The following is a 23,354-nucleotide window of genomic DNA, read 5'->3' on the forward strand; positions in this document are numbered from 1 at the left end:
GCTCATCCGGAGATCGTGATCGGGGCGCCGGCGAACGTCGGCAGCTGCAGCGTCACTTCCGAGGAGCCCGCTGGCGGCGCGGGGAACTGGATGAAGACCGCCAGGGATTCCCCTGCCTTGAGTGAGGTGAAGCCCGTGGTGGTGAGGGGCCGGCCGTCGGTGTCGCGCAGCACGTAGTACCGCTTCTTGTCCTTGCTGTCCACCAGGGTCGCCCCACCGAGCGACATGCCGTGTCGCAGAATCTCCGTCTCGTCTCCGCGCACGGCCGGGGGAACGGTGACACGCTCCGCGCCGTCGTTCTTGAGCGTGCCGTTGACGGTGACGAAGCCGCCGGCATCACGTTGCGCGGAGGTGATCTGGAGAATGAGCCCGTTCGACCCCTTCAGCTCGGCCAAGGGGGTGTCGGACTGCCCTTCCTGCGTGCTGGGGTCGGGAGCTCCGTCCTTCGACGCCGAAGCGGACTTCTGCGGCTTCCTGTCGCCGCTGTCTCCCCCTCCGCCTCCACAGCCCGACGCGCCAAGGGCCAGGCCGGTCGTGAGCGCCAGCGCGACCAGCACCCTGCGGCCCCTCGCCGTGAACCGAATGCCCATCACTCCGCTTCCTTCGTCACTCGTCATTGCCTTGCCCGTCGGTCAGATGGACGTCGAAGAGGTCCTCGGGGCCGGGGAGGTCGTCGAGGTTCTCCGGGTCGAGTTGCCAGTCGGTGTCGTCGCACCTGAGTTCCGGCAGGACCTCGTCCTCGGCGTCCTCTCCCGGGAGGTCGAACTCGCACCGCGGCTCGATCACGGCAGTGGCGGTCGCCGTGGAGCGGATGTCCTCTGTCCCGGGCACGATGGAGTCGCCGACGGGCTCCGTGGTCGTGACCTCGACCTGGTAGCCCGGAGGCAGTCCGGGTTCCGAAACGCAGAACGCGGTGGCGTTGTTCTGCGCCGCCAGCTCCTGCGCTCGTCCGCACCCGTCGAGGGGGAATCCCTCACCGTCGAAGATGTCCTGCCACTGCTCGGGGTCGAGGACGTTCTCCAACCAGCCGTCCGTGAGCTTGTCCCGGGTGTCCAGAGCCGCGGCGAGGGCCGCCGCGTCGGCCGCGGTCTGAGCACCGTTCCGGTTCGCTGCCGCCTGACCGACCGCCAGGTAGGCGAACGCAAGAAAGAGCAGGCCGGCCACCACCGTGAGATAGATGGGGAAAGCCTGCCCAGCGTCGCCGAGCCGGTGGGACCGCCGCATCAGCCTCCGACGACCTCGGCGATTTTGTCGGTGATCGCCGTGTAGATGGTGTTGCCGATGTCCGTCCCCGTGATCGCCAGCACGATCGCCACCACCACCGCGATGATGCCCAGGTACTCCACCGCCGTCTGTCCCCTGTCGTCCCGTGCGGTGCGGGAGCGCAGGTACGCGACGGTCGCGTTGATCCAATTGCTCATGGGGGTCCCCTCCGGTGTCCGGCGATCGTTGAGCGCTCTGGGGAGAAACGTAGGCGGGAACGGCCGGAACGCCAGAGGGTCCCTGGGCCCGATTCCGCGCCATGGCCGAAAACAGTCGTCGCGTCATCGCCCCTCAGCTCCGTCCTGACGGTGAACCCGGCGCCGTACCACGCCATTTGGCTGCGGCCTCCGCCCGGCTCGTGCTGTGAAGTTTGGCGAAGATGCGGTTGATGTGGTTCTTGACCGTCTTTTCGGTGATGAAACAGGTGGCGGCGATCTGCTGGTTGCTCAGGCCCGACGCGATGAGGTCCATGATCTCCGCCTCCCTCCTGCTCAATCGGAACCGTGACCGGTACGACGACTGTGCCACAGATGGTTGCACCTGCGAAAGCGGTTCCGGCAAAGTCCCAGCACGGGCGGCCCGTTCGGCGTTTGCTTGCGCGAGCAGGGTCGCGACGGAGGGCGTCAGCGGGGTCCTGCCCCGCTTCACCTCGCGTACCGCCGCGACCAGTTCGTCCGCCGTGAACTCGCCGTGGACCAGGTAGCCGCAGGCGCCCCGGCGCAGCGGCTCCCGTACGGCTTCCGGTTCCTGGCTGTAGGTCAGCATCAGCACCGGTGCGACCCGGGCCAGTTGGGGGAGGGCCGTGAGGCCGTCCATGCCCGGCGTCCGCACGTCCAGCAGGATCACGTCGGGGCGGTGCCGGCGGGCCGCCTGCTGGGCCTCGTGGCCGTCGGCCGCCTCCGCCACGATCCGCAGGTCGGCGTGGCCGGACAGCAGGTCGGTCAGGCCCGCCCGCACCACGGGGTCGTCGTCCGCCACGACGATCCGCAGCGCCTCCTGCGCCGGAATGCCGGTCATGTGCCTCCCCCTACTCCCCCGTCAGCGTCCCGAAGTCCGTGCCCGACCCGAGCAGCAGGCCCGCGCCCAGCAGGATCAACGTCGCCGGCACCATGAAGGTGGTGATCATCAGCGTGGCCCTGGGCACCGCGCGGGCCGCCTTGCGGCGGGCGTTCTGCGCGTCGGTGCGGCGCATGTCCTTGGCGAGGGCGACCAGGGTGTCGACGATCGGCGCGCCCAGCTCCTCGCCCTGCTGGAGCGCCGTCACGAACATCGCCACCTGCTCGGAGTCGTTCCTGCGGCGCAGTTCCGCGAACGCCTGGCGGCGGCTCATGCCGAGGTCCATCTGGCGCAGGGTGATGCGCAGTTCGTCGGCCCAGGGGCCCTGGTACCGGCTCGAGACGCGGTCGAGGGCCTGCCGGAAGCCGAGGCCGGCGCTGACCACGACGGCGAGGACGTCCAGGAAGTCCGGCAGGGTCCGTTCGATCTCGTCCTTCCTGATCCGGATGGCCGACCAGATGCCGACCTCCGTCCAGAAGGCGCCGAACGCGAGCAGGAGCAGCGCGACCAGCACCTGTCCGCGCAGCAGGAAGACGAGGAAGCCGAGCGCGCCGAGGAAGCCGTACACGGCGCGCCGGGCCGCGTAGCGGTCGATGGTCAGGCCGCCGGGGTTGCCCGCGAGGTCGATCCTGCGCCGGTACCGGGCGACCAGCTTGGGTCCCATGAGGCGCAGTACGGCCGGGGCGTAGCGCATGCCCATGCGGTCGATCAGGGAGTCCACGGCGCCGGTGCGGGTGGAGCCGACCTCCAGCGCGAGCGCCAGGTCGGCGGGCAGTTTCGTCTCCGCGCGGTACATGCGGACGCCGGCGAAGACACCGGCGACGGCGAGGGCCATGACGGTGGCGAGGAGAAGTCCGATTCCCATGGCGCGGCCCCCTCAGACGTCGATCCGCGAGAGGCGGCGGATCAGCAGGAAGCCGAGCGCGTACAGCCCGAACGCGACGAGGACGGCCGCCTGTCCGAGCGGGCTGCCGGTCATGCGGTCCAGGGCGCCGTCCTTCACGCCGTTCATCAGGAACAGCGATCCGACGCCCAGCACGGGGACCGCGTACGACGTCATGCTGACCTGGGAGAGCTGGGTGCGGACCTCGCGCCGGGTCTCCTTGCGCTCCTCCAGCGTCTCGGTGAGGTTCCGCAGGGCGCTGACCACCTGGCCGCCGGCCCGGTTGGACAGGACCAGCGTGGTGACCAGGACGACGAGTTCGCGGGAGGGGAGGCGTTCGGCGAGCTCGCCGAGCGCGTCGTCCGTGGAGGCGCCGAGCGCCAGCTGGTGGGAGACCTTGGCGAGCTCCTCCCCGGCGGGGGCCTCCAGTTCCTCCGCGGCGAGGCCGATGGCGGTGCGCAGGGCGAGACCGGCGTGGGCGGCGTTGGCGAGGATGCGGGCGAGTTCGGGAAGCTGGTTGATGAAGCGCTCGATGCGTTTCTGCCGCTGCCAGTTCAGGAACTGCACGGCGGCCCACACGCCGAGCAGCCCGGCGATCGGTCCGAAGAAGGGGGCGAGGGCCGCCTGCCCGACGAGCCAGAGGCCGGCCACCACGGCCAGCAGGGTCACGAAGAACTCGCCGGGGGTGATCTCCAGGCCGGTCGCGGCCAGCCGCAGCTCCAGGCGCCTGCCCAGGCGGGTGCGGCGCAGCCGGCGGTCCAGGCCGGGGAAGCGGCGTCGGCGTCCCCCGGCGCCGGTGAGCCCGCCGGTCGCGGACAGGCGCTCGACCAGGGCCTGGCGGCGGGCCCGGCCGGCGGCGTACGCCTGGACGCCCAGGACGGCCAGGACGCAGGTCAGCAGCGCGATGCCGGTGGTGAGCGTGATGCGGGTCTGCAGGTCCATGGGCGGGGTCCTACCTGGCCTCTCGGGTGGCGAGCTCGAGCGGGGACGCGGCGACGCCGAACGCCTGCGGGATCGGCTGGTTCGCCATGTAGAGGCGGTCGGCGGTGCGGCGCGGGAGCGGGTAGCAGGCGAAGGCGCCGTGGACGCGGCCGTCCGGCGTCATGGGCTGGGCGTTGAACCGGGCCACCGTCACCAGCCGGTACGGCTCCGCCCCGTGGCTGTCCAGGACCGCGATCTCGGTGATGCGGCGGGCGCCGTCCGGGAACCGGGTCAACTGGATGATCACGTCGACGGCGCTGTTGATCTGGTCGTGCAGCGCCTCGAAGGGGACGGCGACCTCGGACATGGACGCGAGGGTCTTCAGCCGCATCAGGGCGTCCTCGGCGCTGTTGGCGTGGACGGTGGCCAGCGAGCCGTCGTGGCCGGTCGACATGGCCTGGAGCATGTCGAGGGACTCGCCGCCGCGCACCTCGCCGACGACGATCCGGTCGGGGCGCATCCGCAGGGAGTTGCGGACCAGGTCGCGGATGGTGACCTGCCCCTTGCCCTCGACGTTCGGCGGGCGGGACTCCAGGCGGATCACATGCGCCTGCTGGAGCTGGAGTTCGGCGGAGTCCTCGATGGTGATGATGCGCTCGGAGGACGGGATCAGGCCGGACAGGGCGTTCAGCAGGGTCGTCTTCCCGGTGCCGGTGGCACCGGAGACGATGACGTTGAACTTGGCCTGCACGAGCCCGGCCAGCAGGAACACCATGGGTTCGTCGAGGGAGCCGAGGCCGGTCATCTCGTGCAGGGTGAAGGAGCGCGGGAAGCGGCGGATGGTGAGGGTGGCGCCGCTCAGGGACAGCGGCGGGATGATGACGTTGACGCGTTCGCCGGACGGCAGCCGGGCGTCCACCATCGGGTTGGACTCGTCGACCCGGCGGTTCACGGTGGAGACGATCCGCTCGATGGTCTGCATCAGCTGGTCGTGGGAGGCGAAGCGCAGCGGCAGCTGCTCGACGCGGCCCGCGCGTTCGACGAAGATCGCGTCGGGTCCGTTCACCATGATCTCGGTGATCGACGGGTCCTCCAGGAGCGGTTCGAGGATGCCGAGGCCGAGCGCCTCGTCGACGACCCGGCGGATGAGCTGGGCGCGCTCGGACGTGGACAGCACCGGGCCCTCGCGGCTGATGATGTGGCCGAGCACCCGCTCCAGGCGGGCCCGGCGCTCGGCCGCGGCCAGGGAGCTCATCTCCGCGAGGTCGATTTCCTCGAGGAGCTTGGCGCGGTAGGTGGCGACGAGGTGGGCGTCCTCGCCCCGGCCGCCCTTCTCCTCGGGGGTGGTGATGCGTGACCTCAGGCTCATGGGGTTCCTCGTTCAGTGGTCGAGCGGCATGATCGCGGTCTTCTCGGCGGGGTCGAACTCCCAGCCGGGGACGATCGACGGGATCTCGACCGTCGCGGTGACGGAGACCTCGTCGCCGCCCACGACGGGCGGGCAGCTGACCTCCACCCATTCGCTGACCGCGGCGGAGCAGGCCGCCTGCGCGCTCTCGTCCAGGGAGGCCGCGCGTGCCCCGGCCCGTGCCGCGGTGCCGGCCTGCTGGGCGGCGTAGGCGATGAGGCCGAGCTGGATGCCGGCCAGGGCGACGAGGATCAGCAGGGGGAGGAACCCGAGGTACTCCAGGGCGACCTGCCCGCGGTCGCGGTGCTTCCCGCCGTACGCCATCTCAGTCCCTCCCCTCCTCCTCGACGGCCCCGGCGTGGCCGTCGACCGTGAACGGGAAGCCGATGGACCCGGGGAAGAGGACCGGCACCTCGAGCCGCACGTCGGCCGTCACCATCCCTCCGCCGGTGCCGCACCGCACCTCGCCGGCCCACGCGCCCGGCAGGTCCGCGAAGCCGGCCTCCTCGCACGCGGCGTCCCGGGCCCCCCGGTGCGCGGCCGTCGCCGCCCGCACCGCCTCGTCGGCGGCGTGCCCCGCGAGCGTGTACGTGTATCCCACCAGGACGCACTGCCACAGCAGCACCAGCGTCAGCAGGATCAGCGGTGTCATCCCGAGGAACTCGATCGCGACCTGCCCCCGGTCCCCCCGCCGCCGCCTCACCGCCCTATCTCCTTGCGCCGCCGGAACGTCACCGCGGGGCGCTCCCCGCCCCGGGCCCGCTCAGCGCCCCGGGCCCGTCCGCCGCGCCGCGGGGCGGCGCTCCCGGTGCCCGCGACCAGGCCCAGTTCGCCCGCGAGGGCCCACAGGGCCTGCTTCACGGTCGACTTGGCGTCCAGTTCGTGCACCCGGCCGGCGTCGACGGCGCCCTGCAGCTCCTTGTAGTTGGCCGGGACGGCGGTGGCCGCGACCGCGGTGCCGGTGATGCGCTGGATCAGGGCGGGCTGGATCTCCGTGGACCGGGTGTGGCGGTTGACGACGATCGTGGTCTCCTCCGCCTTGCGGATCTGCAGGCGGTCCCACATCCGGACGGTGCGCTTGGCGCCGCGCACCGCGACCACGTCGGGGGTGGTGACGAGGAGCGCGGCGTCGGCCATCTCCACGGCGGCCGCGCTCGCGCCGCTGAGCTGGGCGCCGCAGTCGACGACGACCACCTCGTAGCGGGAGCGCAGCGCGCCGACGATGTGCCGGGCGGCCGCGTCGGTGACCTCCTCGCCGCGCTCCCCGTCGCCGGGGGCGAGGAGCAGGGCGACCCCGGTGTCGTGCCGGAACACCGCGTCGGCGAGGACGCGCGGCGAGATGTCGGTGATGGCGGCGAGGTCGGCGACCGAGCGGCGGAACTGGATGTCCAGGTAGGAGGCGATGTCGCCGGTCTGGAGGTCCATGTCGAGCAGGGCGGTGCTCCGGCCGGACGCCTGCGCGGCGAGGGCGAGCTGGATGGCGGTCAGGGTCGTGCCGACGCCGCCCTTGGCGCCGCTGACCGTGACGACGGTGCCGCCGGCTCCGCCGAACACGTCGGGTCCGGCGCCCAGGTGCCGTCGTACGCCCACCGACCACTGGGCCACGGCGTTGACGCGGCTGGCGAGTTCCTCGTAGTGCAGGGGCAGCGCGACCAGGCCGCGGGCGCCGTGGTCCATGGCGGCCTGGAAGAGGCCGGGGCTCGCGTCGGAGGTGACGAGGATGACGCCGACGGCCGGGAAGCGCAGGGCGACCTCGCGGATCAGCTCCAGGGCCGGTACGGGGCCGACGCGTTCGTGGACGACGACGACCTCGGGCAGTTCGTCGACGGACTCGGCGGCGAGGCGGGCGAGGGTGTCGACGAGCTGGGTGGAGTCGGTGACGGGGGTGACCGGCTCGGCGTCGGGGAGCTGGCTCAGCAGGCTGGTGAGGGAACGGACCGCGTCCGCGTCGCCGACGGCCGGGAGGATCCTCGTGGGCATGGGGGCCTCTCACTTGTCCTTGGCGAGTTCGTAGGTGCGGTCCGACGGGGCGACGTCGGGGGCGGCACCGGGCGCCACCAGCGCGAGCCGCACCTCGTCGGCGAACGACTCGGCGTAGGTGATGCGCTGGGCGTCGACGGTCCTGAGCGCGAAGGTGATGGGGACGGCCTCGACGGTGCTGCGGTCCCGGTCGTCGCGGTCGGGCTCCAGGGAGGTCAGGTCGCCGACGTCGATGACACGGGCGTTGGCCACGATGAGCTTGGACTGGTCGGCGGCGCCGTCGCGCTCGCCCTTGAAGGTGGCGTAGACGTTGACCGTGGAGCCGGGGGTGATCTTCCCGGCGACGCCGGTCGCCGCGTCGATCATGATGGCGAGTTCCTGCTCGTCCGACTTCAGGGCGGGCTGGTCGACGATCATGTCGCTCTGGAGGAGGGAGCCCTCCTTGAGCGTGGTGACGGCGATCTTGCCGCGGATGTCGCGCAGGTCGGTGACGGCGTTCGGGCTCAGCCACCGCTCGGGCATCTCGATCTTCTCGAACTGGGCCGCGCCGAGCGGGGTGTACGGGGGTACGTCCCGGGTGAGCCGGTAGGCGGTGACCTCCGGGCCGACCTGGGACTTCACGTCGCTGATGACGGAGAGCACGCCGGCGAAGGCGCCGAGGGCGCACAGGACCGACAGGAGCAGGAGTATCACGCCGCGGCGCTGACGGGAGTTCATGAACCGTGCAACCTCATTGGGGGAATCGGTCGGGGGCGGTCGGTGGGTCCGGCCGGGGGCCGGTCCTGGTCCGGTCAGCCTGCGCGGGCGGGCTGCTCGTGGGCGGGCGGGGTGGCGGAGCAGAAGACGCAGCGGTCGCCGATGACGTCGATGCCGCACCAGTGGCAGGAGCTCTGCCGTACCGAGCTGACGAGTTGGTAGAGCACCGACAGGTCGGGCAGGAAGGCGCAGAACTCGATCAGTTTGGCCGTCCCCCACCAGGGGGCCGACTCGGCGGGCAGCACCACCTCGCGCAGGCCCTGGGCGCGCCACGACGGGGCCAGGGTGCCGGCGACCCAGTCGGACTGGAGCTGGCCCTGGGCGACCAGCATCGCGGTGCCGAACTCGGGTCCGGGCAGGGTGACTCCGGGGGCGGCGCGGACCAGCCGGGGGGACGGGTGGGCGAGGACGCCGAACTGGCTGCCGGGCATCCAGGACCGGGCGTGCGAGCCGAGGTCGACGGGGACGCGGTCGAGCTTGGCGACGGAGCCGAGGAGCGCGCCCGCGTGCAGGTAGTGGGTGAGCAGCCGGCCGGCCGAGGCGAGGATGCCCGGGCTGAGGTCGCAGGAGGCGAGCTGCCGCAGCTGGCGGGCGAGGACGGCGAGCGCGAGCGGGGGCAGCGCGGGTTCGAAGACGGCGATGCGGTCGCTCTCCAGCAGGGACCGTACGGTGTGCAGCCGCTGCCGGGCGCGCCGGGAGGCGGCCTGGGAGCAGACCACGATCACATGGCCGTGCTGGTCGGTCAGGGTCTGCAGGTGCGCCAGCGACCGCTCCAGCGGCTCCCGTTCGAGGTCCGGGAGCACCACGGCGGGCACGGTCCGCTCGTCCTGCGCCGGCAGTGCCATGTCGGCACTGGTCACGGCAATGGCAGTTGGCACGCGTCGCTCCCCGTCTCCCCGCCTGGCCCCGGCGCTCCCGTGTCACTCCGGTGCACCGGGACGACTTCGTTGCGTGACTGTCCTTGCACTGTATCCACGGCTCGATGACCGGAGAACAGCGTTTCCGCAGCCGGGAGATAACTGTCCACCCCCAACTCCCGCCAAAACGGGGCAGGTCGCGCGCACAAACTCTCCACGACCGGAACCTCTTGACAGTTGGATTGGTCTGGACCAACGTGTTTTGGCATGTTCATAAACAGATCCCGGCGCCTCCCCGGACGGCCGGCGCGCCTCTGGGCCGCGGTCGCCGCCTCCGCCCTCTCCCTGACCTTCCTGGGCGCCGGTCAGGCGTCCGCGGCGGACGTCAACAACGCGAAGAACGCCGGCTTCGAGTCCGGCCTGAGCAACTGGACCTGTACCGCGAACAGCGGCACGACGGTCCCCTCTCCGGTGCACGGCGGCGCGACCGCGCTGAAGGCGACACCGGCCGGGCAGGACAACGCCCGGTGCTCGCAGACCGTGGCCGTGAAGCCCAACTCCACCTACACGCTGAGCGCGTGGGTCCAGGGCGGCTACACCTACCTGGGCGTCACGGGCACCGGCACCACCGACGTGTCGACCTGGACCCCGGACTCGGCGTCCTGGAAGCAGCTGTCGACGACGTTCACCACCGGCGGATCCACCAGCTCAGTGACGGTGTACACCCACGGCTGGTACGGCCAGGCGGCGTACTTCGCCGACGACATCTCCGTGTACGGGCCGGACGGCGGCGGGGGCACCGACCCCGCTCCGACGGTCCCCGGCGTCCCGGGCGGGCTCAGCGTCTCGGGCCGCAACTCCTCCTCCATCTCACTGGCCTGGAACACGGTGTCCGGCGCCACCGGCTACAACGTCTACCGCAACGGCACCAAGGTGACGGCGGTCGGCGGCACCTCGGCGACGGTCACCGGCCTCGCGGCCTCCACGTCGTACTCCTTCCAGGTCACCGCCACGAACTCGGCCGGTGAGTCGGCGAAGTCGGCGACCGTGACGGGGACGACCACGGCGACCCCGACGGGCCCCGCCCTGCCCAAGCACGCGGTGACCGGCTACTGGCAGAACTTCGACAACGGCGCGGCCGTGCAGAAGCTGGCCGACGTGCAGTCCCAGTACGACATCATCGCCGTCGCCTTCGCCGACGCGACGGGGACGCCGGGCGCGGTCACCTTCAACCTGGACTCGGCCGGGCTGGGCGGCTACACCGTCGACCAGTTCAAGGCCGACGTCCGGGCCAAGCAGGCCGCCGGGAAGAAGGTCATCGTCTCGGTCGGCGGCGAGCGCGGCACAGTGGCCGTGAACGACTCCGCCTCGGCGGCGAACTTCGCGAACTCGGTGTACGCGCTGATGCAGGAGTACGGCTTCGACGGCGTCGACATCGACCTGGAGAACGGCCTCAACGCCACCTACATGACGCAGGCCCTGCGGTCCCTGTCGGCGAAGGCGGGCTCGTCGCTGATCATCACGATGGCGCCGCAGACCATCGACATGCAGTCGACGTCGAACGCCTACTTCCAGACGGCGCTGAACATCAAGGACATCCTGACCGTCGTCAACATGCAGTACTACAACAGCGGTTCGATGCTGGGCTGCGACGGCAAGGTCTACAGCCAGGGCTCGGTGGACTTCCTGACCGCCCTCGCCTGCATCCAGATGGAGGGCGGCCTCGCCCCCTCCCAGGTGGGCCTCGGCCTGCCGGCCTCCACCCGGGGCGCGGGCAGCGGGTACGTGTCGCCGGCGGTCGTCAACAACGCGCTGGACTGCCTCGCCAAGGGCACCAACTGCGGCGCGTTCAAGCCGTCGCGGACGTACCCGGACCTGCGGGGCGCGATGACCTGGTCGACCAACTGGGACGCGACCGCGGGCAACGCCTGGTCCAACGCGGTGGGACCGCACGTCCACGCCCTGCCGTAGGGACCTCTCACCCCGCCGGACGGTAGTGGCCGAGCACCCAGGCCAGCTGCGGGAACCACTCCTGCAGTCTGGCCCGGGGCTTGGCCTCCACCACGCACTCGTAGAACCGGCCGTCCTGGTGGATCACGCCGACCATCAGCGCCTTGCCGTTCGGGCTCGCCTGGTAGTGGACGCTGCGGATCTCCGGCCAGCGGAACTCGACCGACAGGCCGTACATCTCGAAGACCACACCGGAGGCGTCGACCACGACCGCGTTGCGCTTGTCGACGGCCAGGAACTCCGGACCGGCCGGCGCCGCCGGCTGCGGCGGCACCGGGCCGTATCCCGGCTGCGCGGGAGCGTAGGAGGGCGGCGCGGGGGCGTAGGAGGGCGGCGCGGGCGCCTGGTGCGGCGCGTACTGCGGCGGGGGCGGGCCGAAGCCCGGGCCGGGTGCGGGTGGCTGCTCGCTCATCGGGGGTCCTGCTCCTCGTCCTCGCGGGATACCCGGCTGACTTCCGGGTGCTGCGGTGAAACATTCTCCCCGCTCCACCGCATCAGTGAGGTGAGGGCCTGACCGCACAGCCGCAGGGGGACGTATGAGACAGCCGCGCGCGGACGAGTACGCGCAGTTCGCGGCGGCCAGGGCCGGGCATCTGTACCGCTCCGCCTGTCTGCTGACGGCCGGGGACACCCACCTCGCCGAGGACCTCGTCCAGGAGGCGCTCGGCCGCATCTACGTCCGCTGGGGCCGGATCTCCCGGGTGGACAACCCGGCCGGCTACGCGCAGACCGTCCTCACCCGCGTCTTCCTCGCCCACCAGCGGCGGCGCAGCAGCACCGAGCGGGCCACGGACACGATCCCCGACCGGGCCGCCGCCGACGGCGGCCACGGCGACCTGCCGCTGCGGCTGACCCTGCTCCAGGCGCTGGCCCGGCTGCCCGCCAAGGACCGTGCGGTCGTCGTGCTGCGCTACTGGGAGGACCGCTCCGTCGAGGAGACCGCCGACGTCATGAACGCCAGCTCGGCCGCCGTGCGCACCCGGTGCACCCGGGCGCTGGGCCGGCTGCGCGAGCTGCTCGGCGAGGAACTCGGCGAGTACGCCACGTCCTGACCCCGATGCCCGACCCCTCCTTCTGAGAACGGTGGATCCGCCATGCCCGTGGAACACGACCAGGAACCCTTCGAGACACGGCTCGGGCACGCCCTGCGCGACGCCGGTGACCACTTCACGGCCGACCGCACGGCACTCGTCGACGGGGGACTCGCCCGAGGTCGCCGGCAGCGGCTGCGCCGGCGCACGGCGGTCCTCGGCGGGGTCGCCGGGGTCGCGCTGGCCGGGGTCGGCGGGACACTGCTCACCACGCCCTGGGACGACGGCTCCGCCCCCCGGCCCACTACGTCCGGACGGCCCTCCACGCAGGCGCTGGTGGCGCCCGTCACCGGGCACGAGCTGATCAGGTCGCTGAAGGAAATGCTGCCCGACGGCAAGGTGAGCGGGCAGGAGGCCCAGGGCGGCGCGGACCGCTCACCGGCGCCGTACGCACGTCTCGTGTTCGACGACGGCAAGGGGGCCGCGGCGGTCGTCGTCGGCCTGGACCGCATCGGGTTCGGCGGTCAGCACGCCCGCCAGACGGTCGACTGCCCCGACCGGGCGCTGGTGCGGCACGACGCGTGCGTCTCCACCAAGCTGTCCGACGGCTCGCTGCTGAGGCTGTTCCAGGGGTACGTGTACGGCGACCGGCGCGCGAAGACCAAGCTCTGGTCGGCCGACCTGGTCACCCCGGCCGGCCAGCACGTCTTCGTCAAGGAGCTCAACGCCGCGGCCGAGAAGGACTCGCCGGTGACCCGGGCCGAGCCCCCGCTGTCCACGGCCCGGTTGAGGAAGCTGGTGACGGCGCCGGTGTGGCGCGGCTACGTCGACTCGCTCCCCGAGGACCCGCTGGAGGCGTCGGACCCGCCCGCCGAGCCGTCCGTCGACTCCGTGCTGGACACGCTCGCGGCCCTGCTGCCCCGCGGGGCGAAGGTCGTGGAGCGGGGCGAGGACTACTCGTTCCTCGTCCTGGACGACGGCGAGGGCCGCGGCTATGTGCAGGTCGACGTCCAGCAGGACATGGGCGACGTGGCCGGGGACCTCTTCGGGGAGGGGTCCGGGACGCTTCCGGACGGGACGCTGGTGGACTTCCGCGAGAACGGCGGTGACAAGGGCGTGCCCGGTGCCGTGATGTGGACCGTGGACTCCCTGCGCACCGACGGTTTCCGGGTCGTCGTCAGCGCCCTCAACGCGCCGAGCCAGCACGACGCCCCCAGCCGCACGGCACCGGTCCTCACCCAGGCACAGCTGCGGAAGATCGCCCTGAGCGCGCGGTGGGACCGGTACCGCTAGGGGGTGTCTAGAAGAAGTCGGCCCACGGCTGGTCCCAGATCTGCTTGACGCACAGGACCAGGAACAGCAGTCCGGCGATCGTCAGCATGACGTTGCTGAGCACGCCGTTGCGCCAGGGGGCGGGTGTGCGGCCGGAGTTGAGCAGCCAGAGCAGGGTGCCCGCGAGGAACGGCAGGAAGGCCGCGCCCAGCACGCCGTAGAGGATGATCAGGCGGAAGGGCTGGCCCTGGAACAGCAGGACGATGGGCGGGAAGGTCAGCCACAGCAGGTACGCGCGGAACGGCCAGGAGCGTTCGCGGGCGCCGGAGGCGACCTCCTCGCCCTTCTGCGCGGCCTCGCCCCGGTAGCGGGCGACGAAGTCCGCGAACATCAGGCTCACGCCGTGCCAGACGCCGATCAGTGAGGTGTAGGAGGTGGCGAAGAAGCCGATCAGGAAGAACTTGGCGGTGGCCGTGCCGTACTCGTCCTCCAGGATGTCGCCGAGCTGGAGCAGCCCCTTGTCGCCGCTCGCGATGGCCACGTTCGCCGAGTGCAGCAGTTCCGCGCCGACGAAGAGCATCGCGACGACGAAGATGCCCGTCGTGAGGTAGGCGACCCGGTTGTCGAGCCGCATCACCTTCATCCAGCCGGTGTCCGTCCAGCCCTTGGCGTTGACCCAGTAGCCGTACGCGGCGAGCGTGATGGTGCCGCCGACGCCGCCGATCAGGCCGAGGGTGTTGAGGATCGAGTCCTTCTCGTCGGGCAGGACGGGCAGAAGGCCCGCGAAGGCGTCCCCGAGGTTCGGCGTGACGCGGACCGCCAGGTACACGGTGACGACGAACATGACGCCCACCAGGACGGTCATGACCTTCTCGAACACCGCGTACTTGTTGAACCAGACGAACACCAGGCCGGTCAGGCCGCAGGCGATCGCCCACCACTCCAGGTCCATCACGTCCGGGAACAGTGCCTGCAGGGGCAGGGCGCTCGACGACATCGCCGCCGCGCCGTAGACGAAGCCCCAGATCACGACGTACGCGGCGAAGAACCAGGTGGTCCAGCGGCCGAGGCTCGCCCAGCCGTCGAAGAGGGTGCGGCCGGTGGACAGGTGCCAGCGTCCGGCGGCCTCGGCGAGGGAGATCTTGACCAGGCAGCCGATGACGGCGGCCCACAGCAGGGTGTAGCCGAAGTTGCTGCCCGCGATCAGCGTGGCGACCAGGTCTCCGGCGCCGACACCGGTCGCGGCGACGACGATGCCGGGGCCGATATAACGCCAACTGGACTTGCGGGGCCGGGAGTCCGCCGCGCCGACCGGTGATGCCTCTGTGCTTCCCGTGGTGTCCGCCATGCAGGTCAAGTAAGCGCATGGACGCCGGGGCGACAAGAGGGCGTGCCGCGATCTGCACCCGATGTCCGCACGGGCGCTACGAGCGCGCCCCGGGGCCGCTCAGCCGTACTGGAGCCGTACGCTCGTCCCGCCCGGTTCGTCGCGGACGTCCACGTAGGCGCACACCTGACGGGCGAACCACAGGCCCCGGCCCTGCCCGGGTGCCGAGTCCCGCGGCGGCACGAAACCCGCCAGCGGGTCGTCGACGCGGCGCACGGGCCGCAGTTCGCAGACGCAGGCCGGGCCGTCGGTCCACAGGAGCGTGCGGTCGACGGGGCCGAGGGCGGCGGCCGCCTCGACGACGGCCGTGGCGAACACCTCCGCCTCGGCCGGGGCCAGCCCCCGCCCGGTGGCCCAGGTGCGCACGGCACCGGCGGCGGGAGCCGGGCCGGGGACGGACTCGGCGCCGGCGGGCGGCGGCGGCAGCGGTACGGCGTCCAGTTCGGCGGCGATCCGCAGCGGGTCCTCGTACACCGCGCAGTCCGGGTGGGTGCGGCGGGCGGCGGCGACGACGGTGGCGCCGGCGACCCGGGTGTCGTAGGCGCACAGCACGGTGGTGGCGAGGGGCGCGAACAGCAGGTTGGCGAGGGCCTCGTAGCGGATCCACTCGGCGCTCTCCCGGGGCGAGCGGCCGGCCCGGCCGCCCCACACCGGTTCCATCAGCAGGTGGATCCGGCCGCCGGGGCCGGCGTGCGCGGCGAGGTAACCGGCGCCCTGGGCGATCGCGTTGGCGGCGGAGCCCGTGTACCACTCGGTGTGCGGGAGCAGTCCGATGTCGCCGGCCCCGGGGCCGAGGGCGTCGCGCAGCAGGTCCAGGTTGCCGGGGGCCGCGATGACCACGGGCGGCGGTTCGTGCCGCGCGGCGAGTCCCTCGGCGACGAAGGGGAGCGCCTGGGCCAGGAACTCGTCGTCGGAGCCGAAGACGGCCATGCGGTGGTCGAACGGGCTGGATCCGGGTCCGGCCGGAGAGGTCATCGGCGGGCTCTCCTGACGTCCTGGGGAGGCCGGGGGAGCCGGGGGGAGCGCCGGTCCCCGCCGCCGTCGCTCCACCCGCTCCCCCCTTGCGCGGACCCTCACCCTTCCCGGGCCGCGCGCCGCCGCGCACGCCGGGATCACACCGGCGGGTGGAATTCGCCCGGGAACGCGCCGGGCGCATGCCGCACGCGTACACTGCGCGGCCATTTTCGGCCTGTTCCGGGCATCGGCCGGTTCTCCACTCTTGAACTGTTCATGCCATGCACCGACCATGAGCCCCGCACCCCGCACCACGTCGTACGTCGCACTGAACCCCACCCCCACTCCTCCAAGGAGACTTCATGCGACTTCGCACACGCGGCCCGGGCGCGCGTGGCGGCAGACGGGCCGCCGCACTCGCCGCCCTGCTCTCCCTCGCCCTCGCGGCACCCCTCACCGAAACCGTCTCCGCGTCCGCCGACAGCGCCGCGAAGGCCGCCCCCTCCGCCGACGACATCCGTCAGTACGAGGTCCGGCTGCACGCGACCGCCGCCGACCGCACGGCACTCCAGCGCACCGGCGTGAGCGTGGACTCCGCCGACGACCACGGCGTCGTCGTCTCCGGCCGCGCCGGCCAGATCAGGAAGCTGAGGGCGCTCGGCTACGACGTCACCCCGCTCGGCGCGGTCCCCGACCGGTCGGCCGGCGAGGACGACGTGCGGCTCTACGACTTCCCCACCGCCGACTCGCGCTATCACAACTACGCGGAGATGACGAGCGAGATCAACACGATCGTCGCGGCCCACCCGTCCATCGCGAGCCGCCGCGTCATCGGCACGTCCTACCAGGGCCGTGACATCGTCGCCGTCAAGATCAGCGACAACGTCGGCACCGACGAGGCCGAGCCCGAGGTGCTGTTCACGCACCATCAGCACGCCCGTGAGCACCTCACCGTCGAGATGGCCCTCTACCTGCTGCGCGAACTGACCTCCGGCTACGGCGGCGACGCGCGGGTCACCGGCCTGGTGAACAGCCGGGAGATCTGGATCGTGCCCGACCTCAACCCGGACGGCGGCGAGTACGACATCGCCACCGGCTCCTACCGGTCGTGGCGCAAGAACCGGCAGCCCAACTCCGGTTCCTCGGCCGTCGGCACCGACCTCAACCGCAACTGGGCCTACCGCTGGGGCTGCTGCGGCGGCTCCTCCGGCTCCGCGTCCTCCGAGACCTACCGGGGCACCTCCGCCGAGTCGTCCCCCGAGGTGAGGGTCGTCGCCGACTTCGTGCGCAGCCGGATCGTCGGCGGCAAGCAGCAGATCACGGCCGGCATCGACTTCCACACCTACAGCGAGCTGGTGCTGTGGCCGTTCGGCTACACGTACTCCGACACCACCACCGGGATGACGGCCGACGACCGCAACGCCTTCGCCACCGTCGGCCGCAGGATGGCGGCCAGCAACGGGTACACGGCCGAGCAGGCCAGCGACCTCTACATCACCGACGGGTCGATCGACGACTGGCTCTGGGGCGACCAGCGGATCTTCTCGTACACCTTCGAGATGTACCCGAGGTCCGGCGGCGGGGGCTTCTACCCGCCCGACGAGGTCATCGAGCGGGAGACCTCCCGCAACCGGGACGCCGTGCTCCAACTGCTGGAGAACGCGGACTGCATGTACCGGTCCATCGGGAAGGAAGCCCAGTACTGCTCCTAGGAGTCACTCCTTCTCGGCCGCGGCGGCCTCGGTCTCCTCGGCCGCGCCCTCCTCGAAGTAGGCGTCGAGGACGGCGTCCAGCTGCTCGTCCCACTCCGTGAAGCGGCTCCTGGCCGTCGCCTCGATCTCGATCGGGTACCAACGGCGGTCAGGAGTGTGCACCGTGACGGTGAACCGCTTCCCGAAGCGCGGGGACTCCGTCTCGACGGCGGCGACCTCGTCCCAGCGGAACTCGCACTCCTGGTCGTCCAGGCGGAGCCGGACTCCCCGGTGGTCGGCGACGATCCGCGCCCGGCGGTCGGCGGCCTCGAAGACCGGGCCGTCCACGGGCACCTCGTCGGCGGCCGCGTCCTCCGGGACGTCCGCGCTCTCGTCGCTCTCCTCGGCGGCGACCACCTCGGGCACCGTCTCGCCGGCGTCCGCCGCGGCCGTGTCGTCCTTCTCCAGCGGGCCCTTGGGGGCGGCGGACGCGGGCGGGGTGAGCCCGGGGACGAAGGCCGGGTCGAACCCGGCGCCTTCCAGGGGCTGGCTGCCTGAACCTATGCGCTGCTCCACAGCCGAGCAGTATGGTCGACAACCCTGTGCTCCGCGCAACCAGCCCCCGCATCGTTACCGAACCCGCGAGGTGCGGGACTACACGAACAGGCTGAGCACCGCCGCCACCGCGAACCCGGCCAGCGACAGGACGCTCTCCAGCACCGTCCACGACTTCAGCGTGTCCCGCTCGGTGATGCCGAAGTACTTGGCCACGATCCAGAATCCGCCGTCGTTGACGTGCGAGGCGAAGATCGACCCGGCCGAGACGGCCATGATGACCAGGGCGGTGAACGCCTGCGAGTGGTGGCCCTCGGAGAGCAGGGGCGCGACGATGCCCGCCGTGGTGACGATGGCGACCGTCGCGGAGCCCTGCGCGACCCGCAGCACCAGCGAGATCAGGTACGACAGCACGATGACCGGCAGACCCACGTCGTTGAAGGTGTCCGACAGCGCCTGGGCGACGCCGCTGGCCTTGAGGACGGCGCCGAAGACACCGCCCGCGCCGACGACCAGCAGGATGTTGCCGACCGGCTTCAGCGACGAGGTCGACACCGTCTCCAGGGACTTGCGGGACCAGCCGCGCCGGATGCCCAGCAGGTAGTACGCGAGGAGCAGGGCGATCGTCAGGGCCACGAACGGGTGCCCGAAGAACTCGATCACCGAGCGGGTGGTGGACGGGTCCAGGCCGATCGAGGAGAACGTCGCGGCGAGGATCAGCACCAGCGGCGTGCCGATGATCCCGAGGACCGTGCCGAGCGGCACGGGGGCCTCCCGGGGCTCCACGCCGGCCGCCCGCTGCTCGGCGACGACCGACTGCCGGGCCTCCTCCGCCGCCTCGACCATGTCCTGCGGCACGGCGACGAAGACGCGCCGCCCGATCCAGGCCGCGTACGCCCACGCGGCCAGCACCGCGGGGATGCCGCAGACGACGCCCATGAGGATGACCCAGCCCAGCTCGACGTGGAGCAGACCGGCCGCGGCCACCGGGCCGGGGTGCGGGGGCAGGAAGGCGTGGGTCATCGACAGGCCCGCGAGGAGCGGCAGGCAGTACAGCAGGATCGACTTGCCGGAGCGCTTGGCGGCGGCGTAGACGAGCGGCGCGAGGACGAAGATGCCGACGTCGAAGAAGACCGGGATGCCGAAGATCAGGCCCGTCACGCCCATCGCGAGCGGGGCCCGCCGTTCCCCGAAGAGCCGCAGCAGACGCGAGGCCAGCACCTCGGCGCCGCCGCTGACTTCGAGGATGGCGCCGAGCATGGTGCCGAGGCCGATGATGATGGCGACATGGCCGAGGATGCCGCCCATGCCGGACTCGATGGTCGACACCGCGTCGGACCGCTGGACGGTGCCGAAGAGTTCGGTGACGGACAGGCCGGCCATCAGGCCGACGGCTATGGAGACCGCGAGCAGCGCGACGAAGGGCTGGAGCCGCACCTTGATGATCAGGTAGAGCAGCAGCGCGATGCCGAGGGCGGCGACCGTGAGCAGTCCGGCCGTGCCGTCGACGAGGTGCAGCAGACCGCCGGTGTGCGGGGGTGTCTCGGGGGCCTGCGCGGCGAGCGGAAGGAGCGAAGGGGGCATTCGGGGGTCCTCGGGGTGAGTGCATCCGGCTTTCGGGCAGGGGGCATCGCGGCACGGCGTCGCGGGGGTGGGCGGACACCGTGCCGTGCGGGGGGGGTGCGGCGGGGGGGTGCGAGCCGGGCGTCAGCCGAGGACGGCCAGCGCGTCGATCTCGATGAGGAGACCCGCGGGCAGACCGACGTACACGGTCGTGCGGGCGGCGGGCGGCTGGGTGAGGCCCTGCTCCTCGAAGTAGGCGTTGTAGAGCGTGTTCATCTCGGCGAAGTGGTCCACGTCCGTCAGATAGACGCGGATCATCATGACGTCGTCCCAGGAGGCGCCGCCCTCCTCGAGGATCGCCTTGACGTTGGCGAGGGTCTGGAGGGTCTGCTCGCGCAGGGTGGGGCCGGCGGGCGTGGGGGCCTGGCCCTCGACGGCGGGGAGGAAGCCGACCTGACCGGCGACCTGGAGGATGTTGCCCTTGCGCACCCCGTGGGAGAACTTCGCGGGCGGGGTGGTGTGGGTCTTCGGGGTGAGCGCGGTCTTGTCGGTCACGGGGTGTCCTTCGCTGGGGTTCTGCCGGAGTACTCGCCGCTGATCGCGTCCGCGGTGCGGCGCACGAGCGGGAGCAGGGTGAGGAGTTCGTCGGCGGTGACGACGACGTTGGGCGCGGACACCGACATCGCGGCGACGACCCGGCCGTCCGCGCCGCGGATCGGCGCCGCGACGCAGTTGATGGACTCCTCGTGGCCGCCGAGGTCGGTGGCCCAGCCCTGTTCGCGGACCTTGTCCAACTCCCTCAGGAAGGCGGGGGCGTTGGGGGTGGAACGGGACGTGTACATGGGGTAGTCGAGCTGTTCGGCGAGGGCCCGCCGCTCATGCTCGGGCAGGTCGGCGAGGAGCAGCTTGGCGACGGCCGCGACGGTGATGGCGACGGGCTTGCCGATCCGCGAGTACATCCGCACGGGGTAGCGGCTCTCGACCTTGTCGATGTAGAGCACCTCGTCCTCCTCGTACACGGCGAGGTGCACGGTGTGCCCGCAACTCTCGTTCAGCCGGACCAGGTGGGGGTGGGCGATCCCGCGGATGTCGAGGTTCTCCATCGCCTCCTGGGCGAGGGCGATGAGGCGGGCGCCGAGCCGGTAGCGCTGGTCGGACTGGCGGTAGACCATGCCGTGTTCGTGCAGGGTGCGCAGCAGCCGCAGCGCGGTGGACTTGTGGACGCCGAGCCGCTCGGCGACCTTGCCCAGGTCGGCGGGGCCCTCGGCGAGCAGCGGCAGGATGCTCAGCGCGCGGTCGACGGTCTGGCTCATGGCGTGGGTACCTCCTCGTCGGCCCGGTCCGTGGCGTGGGTCCGGCCGGGGCCGAGTCGAAGTTTCTCCCACCCGGCGTCGTCGAGGGCCACCAGGCCGTCGGCGGTGTCGCGGGCGGGGGGCGCGGCGAGGTCGGCGGGGCTGGTGAGGGTGGCGGCGGCCCACAGGTGCCCGTGGCGCAGTCGGTCGCGCGGGGGGAGGCCGCGCAGGGTGGCGGAGAGGAACCCGGCGGCGAAGGCGTCCCCGGCCCCGGTCGCGGCGGCGACGCGGACCCTGGGGGCCGGCACGTACACGGCCGGGCGCGTGGCGCCGTCGAACAGGGTCGCGCCGCGCGGGCCGTCCTTCACCACCAGCAGCGGTGGCTGCGGCAGCGCCGCGCGGACCGCCTCCGGGCCCCCCGTGACGCCCCAGGCCTCCTGCGCCTCGTCCACGCCCACGAACACGAGGTCCGCGGCGCGGGCGAGGTCCAGCAGCACCGGGCCGCCGGCGTCCCGCCACAGGCCGGGCCGGTGGTTGACGTCGAAGGAGACGAGCGGGCGGTCCTCGCGCGGTGCGGTCAGTTCCCGCAGCAGGTCCAGGCAGGTGCCCGACAGCGCGGCGGTGATCCCGGACAGGTGCAGGACGCGTCCCGCGCGCACGGCGTCGAGGTCGACGTTCTCCGGGGACATGGCGGACGCCGCCGATCCGGCCCGGTAGTAGGCGACCTCGTGCGCGTCGGTGGCCCGGTCGCCGGCGGTGCGGAAGTACACGCCGGTCGGGCGGGCCGGGTCGCGGCGCACGGCCGAGACGTCGACGCCGTGGCCGCCGATGGCCTCCACGAGGTGGTCGCCGAAGCCGTCGGCCCCCACCCGGCTCACCCAGCGCACCCGGTGGCCGGCGGCGGCGAGCCCGCAGGCCACGTTGGACTCGGCGCCGCCGATGGCCCGCTCGAACGAGGGGACGTCGGCGAGGCGTCCCGGCCGCGACGGCAGGAACGTGACCATGGACTCGCCGAGCGCGACGACGTCCACGACGCCGGGGGCGTCGCAGGGTCCGGTGAGGGTCACGATCGTCGTAGCTCCAGACCTTGGGCGGATATGCGGTTCCGTTGACCCGCGGTTGGCCGAGATGTTAGACAGCGACAAGCGAAATACGCAATGAGTGTTGCACTCACTGCAACGTCACTGATCAGGGAGGTTCCATGGGGAACGAGGCGCTGGCCCGCCTGTCCGAGGAACGCGTCGACCACCGCTTCAAGGGCCTCCCGCCCGACGCCGACGGCCTGACCGTCGGGGAGCTGGCCGCCCAGCGGCGCAACCTCTTCACCGACGGCTTCACCACCCCGGTGCTCGCGCTCTCCGCCGAGCGCCTGGAGCACAACCTCGCCCTGATGGAGACGTACGCCGACCGCCACGGTCTGGCGTTCGCCCCGCACGGCAAGACCTCGATGGCGCCCCAGCTGTTCCAGCGGCAGATCGAGCGCGGCGCCTGGGGCATCACGCTCGCCGTGCCCCACCAGGTGCGGGTGGCCCGGGCGTTCGGCGTCCGGCGGATCTTCCTCGCCAACGAGCTCGTGGACGCCTCCGCCCTGCGCTGGATCGCCGGTGAGCTGACCGACCCGGACTTCCGCCTCGTCTGCTACGTCGACTCCGTGTCCGGCGTACGGCTCATGGACGCCGCGCTGCGGGCCGCCGGGGCCGGCCGGCCCTTGGACGTCGTCGTGGAGCTGGCGGCCGGCGAGGGCGCCCGCACCGGCGTCCGCACGGACGAGGAGTGCGCGGCCGTCGCGGACGCGGTGGCCGCCACGGACACGCTGCGCCTCGCCGGGGTCGCCGGGTACGAGGGCGAGGTCCCGGGGGCGGACCCCGAGCGGGTGCGCGCCTGGCTGCGCCGGCTGGTGGCGCTGGCGGTGTCCTTCGACAGGGCGGGCCGGTTCGTGGGCCTGGACGAGATCGTCGTGAGCGCGGGCGGCAGCGCCTGGTTCGACGCGGTGGCCGACGTGTTCGCCGAGATCCCCGGGCTCTCCGTGCCCGTGCTGAAGCTGCTGCGCTCGGGCGCGTACGTCTCGCACGACGACGGCCACTACCGCGAGCTCACCCCGTTCAACCGGGTCCCCCAGGAGGGCGCCCTGGAGCCCGCCTTCCGGCTGTGGGCGCAGGTCGTCTCCCGCCCCTCCCCCGGCCAGGCCTTCGTCAACGCCGGCAAGCGCGACGCGGCGTACGACCTCGATCTGCCGGTCGCCCAGGTGGTCCGCCGGGACGGCGTCGAGCGCCCCGCCACCGGCGTCACCGTGACCGCGCTGTCCGACCAGCACGGCTGGCTGGAGACGACCGGGGAGGCGGACCTGGAGGTCGGGGACTGGCTCGGACTGGGCCTGTCCCACCCGTGCACGGCGTTCGACAAGTGGCAGCTGATCCCGCTCGCCGAGGCGGACGGGACGGTCGTCGACTACATCCGCACGTTCTTCTGAGGAGG

The 23,354-nt window shown here is 72.2% G+C and carries 25 protein-coding genes; 5 read left to right on the forward strand and 20 right to left on the reverse strand.

Annotated features, from left to right (window positions below):
• Positions 1-2: 2 nt before the first annotated feature.
• The 12 genes from ABZ899_RS13670 to ABZ899_RS13725 all read right to left on the reverse strand — a co-directional run bounded on the left by ABZ899_RS13670 (position 3) and on the right by ABZ899_RS13725 (position 9,112).
• Complete coding sequence (locus ABZ899_RS13670) at positions 3-590, reverse strand: hypothetical protein (protein WP_361345098.1); 588 nt, start codon at positions 588-590, stop codon at positions 3-5.
• Between the two features lie 16 nt (positions 591-606).
• Positions 607-1,224 carry a pilus assembly protein TadG-related protein gene (locus tag ABZ899_RS13675; protein WP_361345099.1) on the reverse strand — a complete coding sequence of 206 codons (618 nt, stop codon included), beginning with the start codon at positions 1,222-1,224 and terminating at the stop codon, positions 607-609.
• Positions 1,224-1,421: a hypothetical protein gene (locus ABZ899_RS13680; protein WP_361345101.1), complete on the reverse strand. Its 198-nt coding sequence runs from the start codon at positions 1,419-1,421 to the stop codon at positions 1,224-1,226. Before ABZ899_RS13680 ends, ABZ899_RS13675 begins: the two co-directional genes overlap by 1 nt.
• 133 nt (positions 1,422-1,554) lie before the next feature.
• On the reverse strand, positions 1,555-2,280 hold the full coding sequence (locus ABZ899_RS13685) for a response regulator transcription factor (protein ID WP_361345103.1): 726 nt from the start codon (positions 2,278-2,280) through the stop codon (positions 1,555-1,557).
• Between the two features lie 10 nt (positions 2,281-2,290).
• Positions 2,291-3,184, reverse strand: a complete 894-nt coding sequence (locus ABZ899_RS13690) for a DUF5936 domain-containing protein (RefSeq protein WP_361345105.1) — start codon at positions 3,182-3,184, stop codon at positions 2,291-2,293.
• 12 nt (positions 3,185-3,196) lie between these two features.
• On the reverse strand, positions 3,197-4,144 hold the full coding sequence (locus ABZ899_RS13695) for a type II secretion system F family protein (RefSeq protein ID WP_361345106.1): 948 nt from the start codon (positions 4,142-4,144) through the stop codon (positions 3,197-3,199).
• A 10-nt stretch (positions 4,145-4,154) separates the two neighbouring features.
• A complete protein-coding gene (locus ABZ899_RS13700) occupies positions 4,155-5,492 on the reverse strand; it encodes a CpaF family protein (RefSeq protein WP_361345108.1) in 1,338 nt (445 codons plus the stop codon).
• Between the two features lie 12 nt (positions 5,493-5,504).
• Positions 5,505-5,855 carry a TadE/TadG family type IV pilus assembly protein gene (locus ABZ899_RS13705; RefSeq protein ID WP_361345109.1) on the reverse strand — a complete coding sequence of 117 codons (351 nt, stop codon included), beginning with the start codon at positions 5,853-5,855 and terminating at the stop codon, positions 5,505-5,507.
• Position 5,856: 1 nt separating this feature from the next.
• Positions 5,857-6,183 (reverse strand): pilus assembly protein, encoded by a 327-nt coding sequence (locus tag ABZ899_RS13710; protein ID WP_361345243.1) that lies wholly within the window; start codon positions 6,181-6,183, stop codon positions 5,857-5,859.
• 47 nt (positions 6,184-6,230) lie between these two features.
• The gene (locus tag ABZ899_RS13715; protein WP_361345111.1) at positions 6,231-7,511 is read right to left on the reverse strand and encodes a P-loop NTPase; all 1,281 of its coding nucleotides are present in this window, start codon (positions 7,509-7,511) and stop codon (positions 6,231-6,233) included.
• A 9-nt stretch (positions 7,512-7,520) separates the two neighbouring features.
• Positions 7,521-8,228 carry a Flp pilus assembly protein CpaB gene (gene cpaB / locus ABZ899_RS13720; RefSeq protein WP_361345113.1) on the reverse strand — a complete coding sequence of 236 codons (708 nt, stop codon included), beginning with the start codon at positions 8,226-8,228 and terminating at the stop codon, positions 7,521-7,523.
• Between the two features lie 74 nt (positions 8,229-8,302).
• Positions 8,303-9,112 carry a hypothetical protein gene (locus ABZ899_RS13725; protein WP_361345245.1) on the reverse strand — a complete coding sequence of 270 codons (810 nt, stop codon included), beginning with the start codon at positions 9,110-9,112 and terminating at the stop codon, positions 8,303-8,305.
• Positions 9,113-9,391: 279 nt separating this feature from the next.
• Between ABZ899_RS13725 and ABZ899_RS13730 the strand changes: the two genes are divergently transcribed.
• On the forward strand, positions 9,392-11,095 hold the full coding sequence (locus ABZ899_RS13730) for a glycoside hydrolase family 18 protein (RefSeq protein ID WP_361345115.1): 1,704 nt from the start codon (positions 9,392-9,394) through the stop codon (positions 11,093-11,095).
• 7 nt (positions 11,096-11,102) lie between these two features.
• On the opposite strand, the gene ABZ899_RS13735 is transcribed toward ABZ899_RS13730, so the two are convergent.
• A complete protein-coding gene (locus ABZ899_RS13735; RefSeq protein ID WP_361345117.1) occupies positions 11,103-11,546 on the reverse strand; it encodes a hypothetical protein in 444 nt (147 codons plus the stop codon).
• Between the two features lie 124 nt (positions 11,547-11,670).
• Between ABZ899_RS13735 and ABZ899_RS13740 the strand changes: the two genes are divergently transcribed.
• Together ABZ899_RS13740 and ABZ899_RS13745 are read left to right on the forward strand one after the other, a co-directional pair.
• Entirely contained in the window at positions 11,671-12,186 is a 516-nt protein-coding gene (locus ABZ899_RS13740) for a SigE family RNA polymerase sigma factor (protein ID WP_361345119.1), read from the forward strand.
• Between the two features lie 42 nt (positions 12,187-12,228).
• Positions 12,229-13,458, forward strand: a complete 1,230-nt coding sequence (locus tag ABZ899_RS13745) for a hypothetical protein (RefSeq protein ID WP_361345121.1) — start codon at positions 12,229-12,231, stop codon at positions 13,456-13,458.
• Positions 13,459-13,465: 7 nt separating this feature from the next.
• Here the strand turns inward: ABZ899_RS13745 and ABZ899_RS13750 are convergent, their stop codons facing one another.
• Together ABZ899_RS13750 and ABZ899_RS13755 are read right to left on the reverse strand one after the other, a co-directional pair.
• Complete coding sequence (locus ABZ899_RS13750) at positions 13,466-14,785, reverse strand: Nramp family divalent metal transporter (RefSeq protein ID WP_361345122.1); 1,320 nt, start codon at positions 14,783-14,785, stop codon at positions 13,466-13,468.
• Between the two features lie 99 nt (positions 14,786-14,884).
• On the reverse strand, positions 14,885-15,799 hold the full coding sequence (locus tag ABZ899_RS13755) for an MEDS domain-containing protein (RefSeq protein ID WP_361345124.1): 915 nt from the start codon (positions 15,797-15,799) through the stop codon (positions 14,885-14,887).
• 341 nt (positions 15,800-16,140) lie between these two features.
• Here ABZ899_RS13755 and ABZ899_RS13760 point away from each other — a divergent pair, with 341 nt between their 5' ends.
• On the forward strand, positions 16,141-17,490 hold the full coding sequence (locus ABZ899_RS13760) for a M14 family metallopeptidase (RefSeq protein ID WP_361345125.1): 1,350 nt from the start codon (positions 16,141-16,143) through the stop codon (positions 17,488-17,490).
• 3 nt (positions 17,491-17,493) lie between these two features.
• Here the strand turns inward: ABZ899_RS13760 and ABZ899_RS13765 are convergent, their stop codons facing one another.
• The 5 genes from ABZ899_RS13765 to ABZ899_RS13785 form a co-directional block, all read right to left on the reverse strand.
• On the reverse strand, positions 17,494-18,045 hold the full coding sequence (locus ABZ899_RS13765) for a hypothetical protein (protein ID WP_361345127.1): 552 nt from the start codon (positions 18,043-18,045) through the stop codon (positions 17,494-17,496).
• Positions 18,046-18,123: 78 nt separating this feature from the next.
• Positions 18,124-19,608: a gluconate:H+ symporter gene (locus ABZ899_RS13770; RefSeq protein WP_361345129.1), complete on the reverse strand. Its 1,485-nt coding sequence runs from the start codon at positions 19,606-19,608 to the stop codon at positions 18,124-18,126.
• A gap of 123 nt (positions 19,609-19,731) precedes the next feature.
• On the reverse strand, positions 19,732-20,142 hold the full coding sequence (locus ABZ899_RS13775) for a RidA family protein (RefSeq protein WP_361345131.1): 411 nt from the start codon (positions 20,140-20,142) through the stop codon (positions 19,732-19,734).
• Positions 20,139-20,900, reverse strand: coding sequence for an IclR family transcriptional regulator (locus ABZ899_RS13780; protein ID WP_361345133.1), 762 nt, complete (start codon positions 20,898-20,900; stop codon positions 20,139-20,141). Before ABZ899_RS13780 ends, ABZ899_RS13775 begins: the two co-directional genes overlap by 4 nt.
• Positions 20,897-21,946: a sugar kinase gene (locus ABZ899_RS13785; protein WP_361345135.1), complete on the reverse strand. Its 1,050-nt coding sequence runs from the start codon at positions 21,944-21,946 to the stop codon at positions 20,897-20,899. Before ABZ899_RS13785 ends, ABZ899_RS13780 begins: the two co-directional genes overlap by 4 nt.
• A 134-nt stretch (positions 21,947-22,080) precedes the next feature.
• Between ABZ899_RS13785 and ABZ899_RS13790 the strand changes: the two genes are divergently transcribed.
• Positions 22,081-23,349: an amino acid deaminase gene (locus tag ABZ899_RS13790; RefSeq protein ID WP_361345137.1), complete on the forward strand. Its 1,269-nt coding sequence runs from the start codon at positions 22,081-22,083 to the stop codon at positions 23,347-23,349.
• The last annotated feature ends 5 nt before the right edge of the window (positions 23,350-23,354 follow it).

Source organism: Streptomyces sp. NPDC046859 (assembly GCF_040645135.1).
Lineage (GTDB): Bacteria > Actinomycetota > Actinomycetes > Streptomycetales > Streptomycetaceae > Streptomyces.

Excerpts from the sequence above, each read along its gene's own strand:
- ABZ899_RS13750 (WP_361345122.1), bottom strand. The coding sequence starts at position 14,785 with ATGGCGGACACCACGGGAAGCACAGAGGCATCACCGGTCGGCGCGGCG.
- ABZ899_RS13755 (WP_361345124.1), bottom strand. The coding sequence starts at position 15,799 with ATGACCTCTCCGGCCGGACCCGGATCCAGCCCGTTCGACCACCGCATG.
- ABZ899_RS13670 (WP_361345098.1), bottom strand. The coding sequence starts at position 590 with ATGGGCATTCGGTTCACGGCGAGGGGCCGCAGGGTGCTGGTCGCGCTG.
- ABZ899_RS13740 (WP_361345119.1), top strand. The coding sequence starts at position 11,671 with ATGAGACAGCCGCGCGCGGACGAGTACGCGCAGTTCGCGGCGGCCAGG.
- ABZ899_RS13710 (WP_361345243.1), bottom strand. The coding sequence starts at position 6,183 with ATGACACCGCTGATCCTGCTGACGCTGGTGCTGCTGTGGCAGTGCGTC.
- ABZ899_RS13700 (WP_361345108.1), bottom strand. The coding sequence starts at position 5,492 with ATGAGCCTGAGGTCACGCATCACCACCCCCGAGGAGAAGGGCGGCCGG.
- ABZ899_RS13730 (WP_361345115.1), top strand. The coding sequence starts at position 9,392 with ATGTTCATAAACAGATCCCGGCGCCTCCCCGGACGGCCGGCGCGCCTC.
- ABZ899_RS13685 (WP_361345103.1), bottom strand. The coding sequence starts at position 2,280 with ATGACCGGCATTCCGGCGCAGGAGGCGCTGCGGATCGTCGTGGCGGAC.
- ABZ899_RS13695 (WP_361345106.1), bottom strand. The coding sequence starts at position 4,144 with ATGGACCTGCAGACCCGCATCACGCTCACCACCGGCATCGCGCTGCTG.
- ABZ899_RS13705 (WP_361345109.1), bottom strand. The coding sequence starts at position 5,855 with ATGGCGTACGGCGGGAAGCACCGCGACCGCGGGCAGGTCGCCCTGGAG.
- ABZ899_RS13725 (WP_361345245.1), bottom strand. The coding sequence starts at position 9,112 with ATGGCACTGCCGGCGCAGGACGAGCGGACCGTGCCCGCCGTGGTGCTC.
- ABZ899_RS13735 (WP_361345117.1), bottom strand. The coding sequence starts at position 11,546 with ATGAGCGAGCAGCCACCCGCACCCGGCCCGGGCTTCGGCCCGCCCCCG.
- ABZ899_RS13675 (WP_361345099.1), bottom strand. The coding sequence starts at position 1,224 with ATGCGGCGGTCCCACCGGCTCGGCGACGCTGGGCAGGCTTTCCCCATC.
- cpaB (WP_361345113.1), bottom strand. The coding sequence starts at position 8,228 with ATGAACTCCCGTCAGCGCCGCGGCGTGATACTCCTGCTCCTGTCGGTC.
- ABZ899_RS13690 (WP_361345105.1), bottom strand. The coding sequence starts at position 3,184 with ATGGGAATCGGACTTCTCCTCGCCACCGTCATGGCCCTCGCCGTCGCC.
- ABZ899_RS13790 (WP_361345137.1), top strand. The coding sequence starts at position 22,081 with ATGGGGAACGAGGCGCTGGCCCGCCTGTCCGAGGAACGCGTCGACCAC.
- ABZ899_RS13745 (WP_361345121.1), top strand. The coding sequence starts at position 12,229 with ATGCCCGTGGAACACGACCAGGAACCCTTCGAGACACGGCTCGGGCAC.
- ABZ899_RS13780 (WP_361345133.1), bottom strand. The coding sequence starts at position 20,900 with ATGAGCCAGACCGTCGACCGCGCGCTGAGCATCCTGCCGCTGCTCGCC.
- ABZ899_RS13715 (WP_361345111.1), bottom strand. The coding sequence starts at position 7,511 with ATGCCCACGAGGATCCTCCCGGCCGTCGGCGACGCGGACGCGGTCCGT.
- ABZ899_RS13680 (WP_361345101.1), bottom strand. The coding sequence starts at position 1,421 with ATGAGCAATTGGATCAACGCGACCGTCGCGTACCTGCGCTCCCGCACC.
- ABZ899_RS13760 (WP_361345125.1), top strand. The coding sequence starts at position 16,141 with ATGCGACTTCGCACACGCGGCCCGGGCGCGCGTGGCGGCAGACGGGCC.
- ABZ899_RS13770 (WP_361345129.1), bottom strand. The coding sequence starts at position 19,608 with ATGCCCCCTTCGCTCCTTCCGCTCGCCGCGCAGGCCCCCGAGACACCC.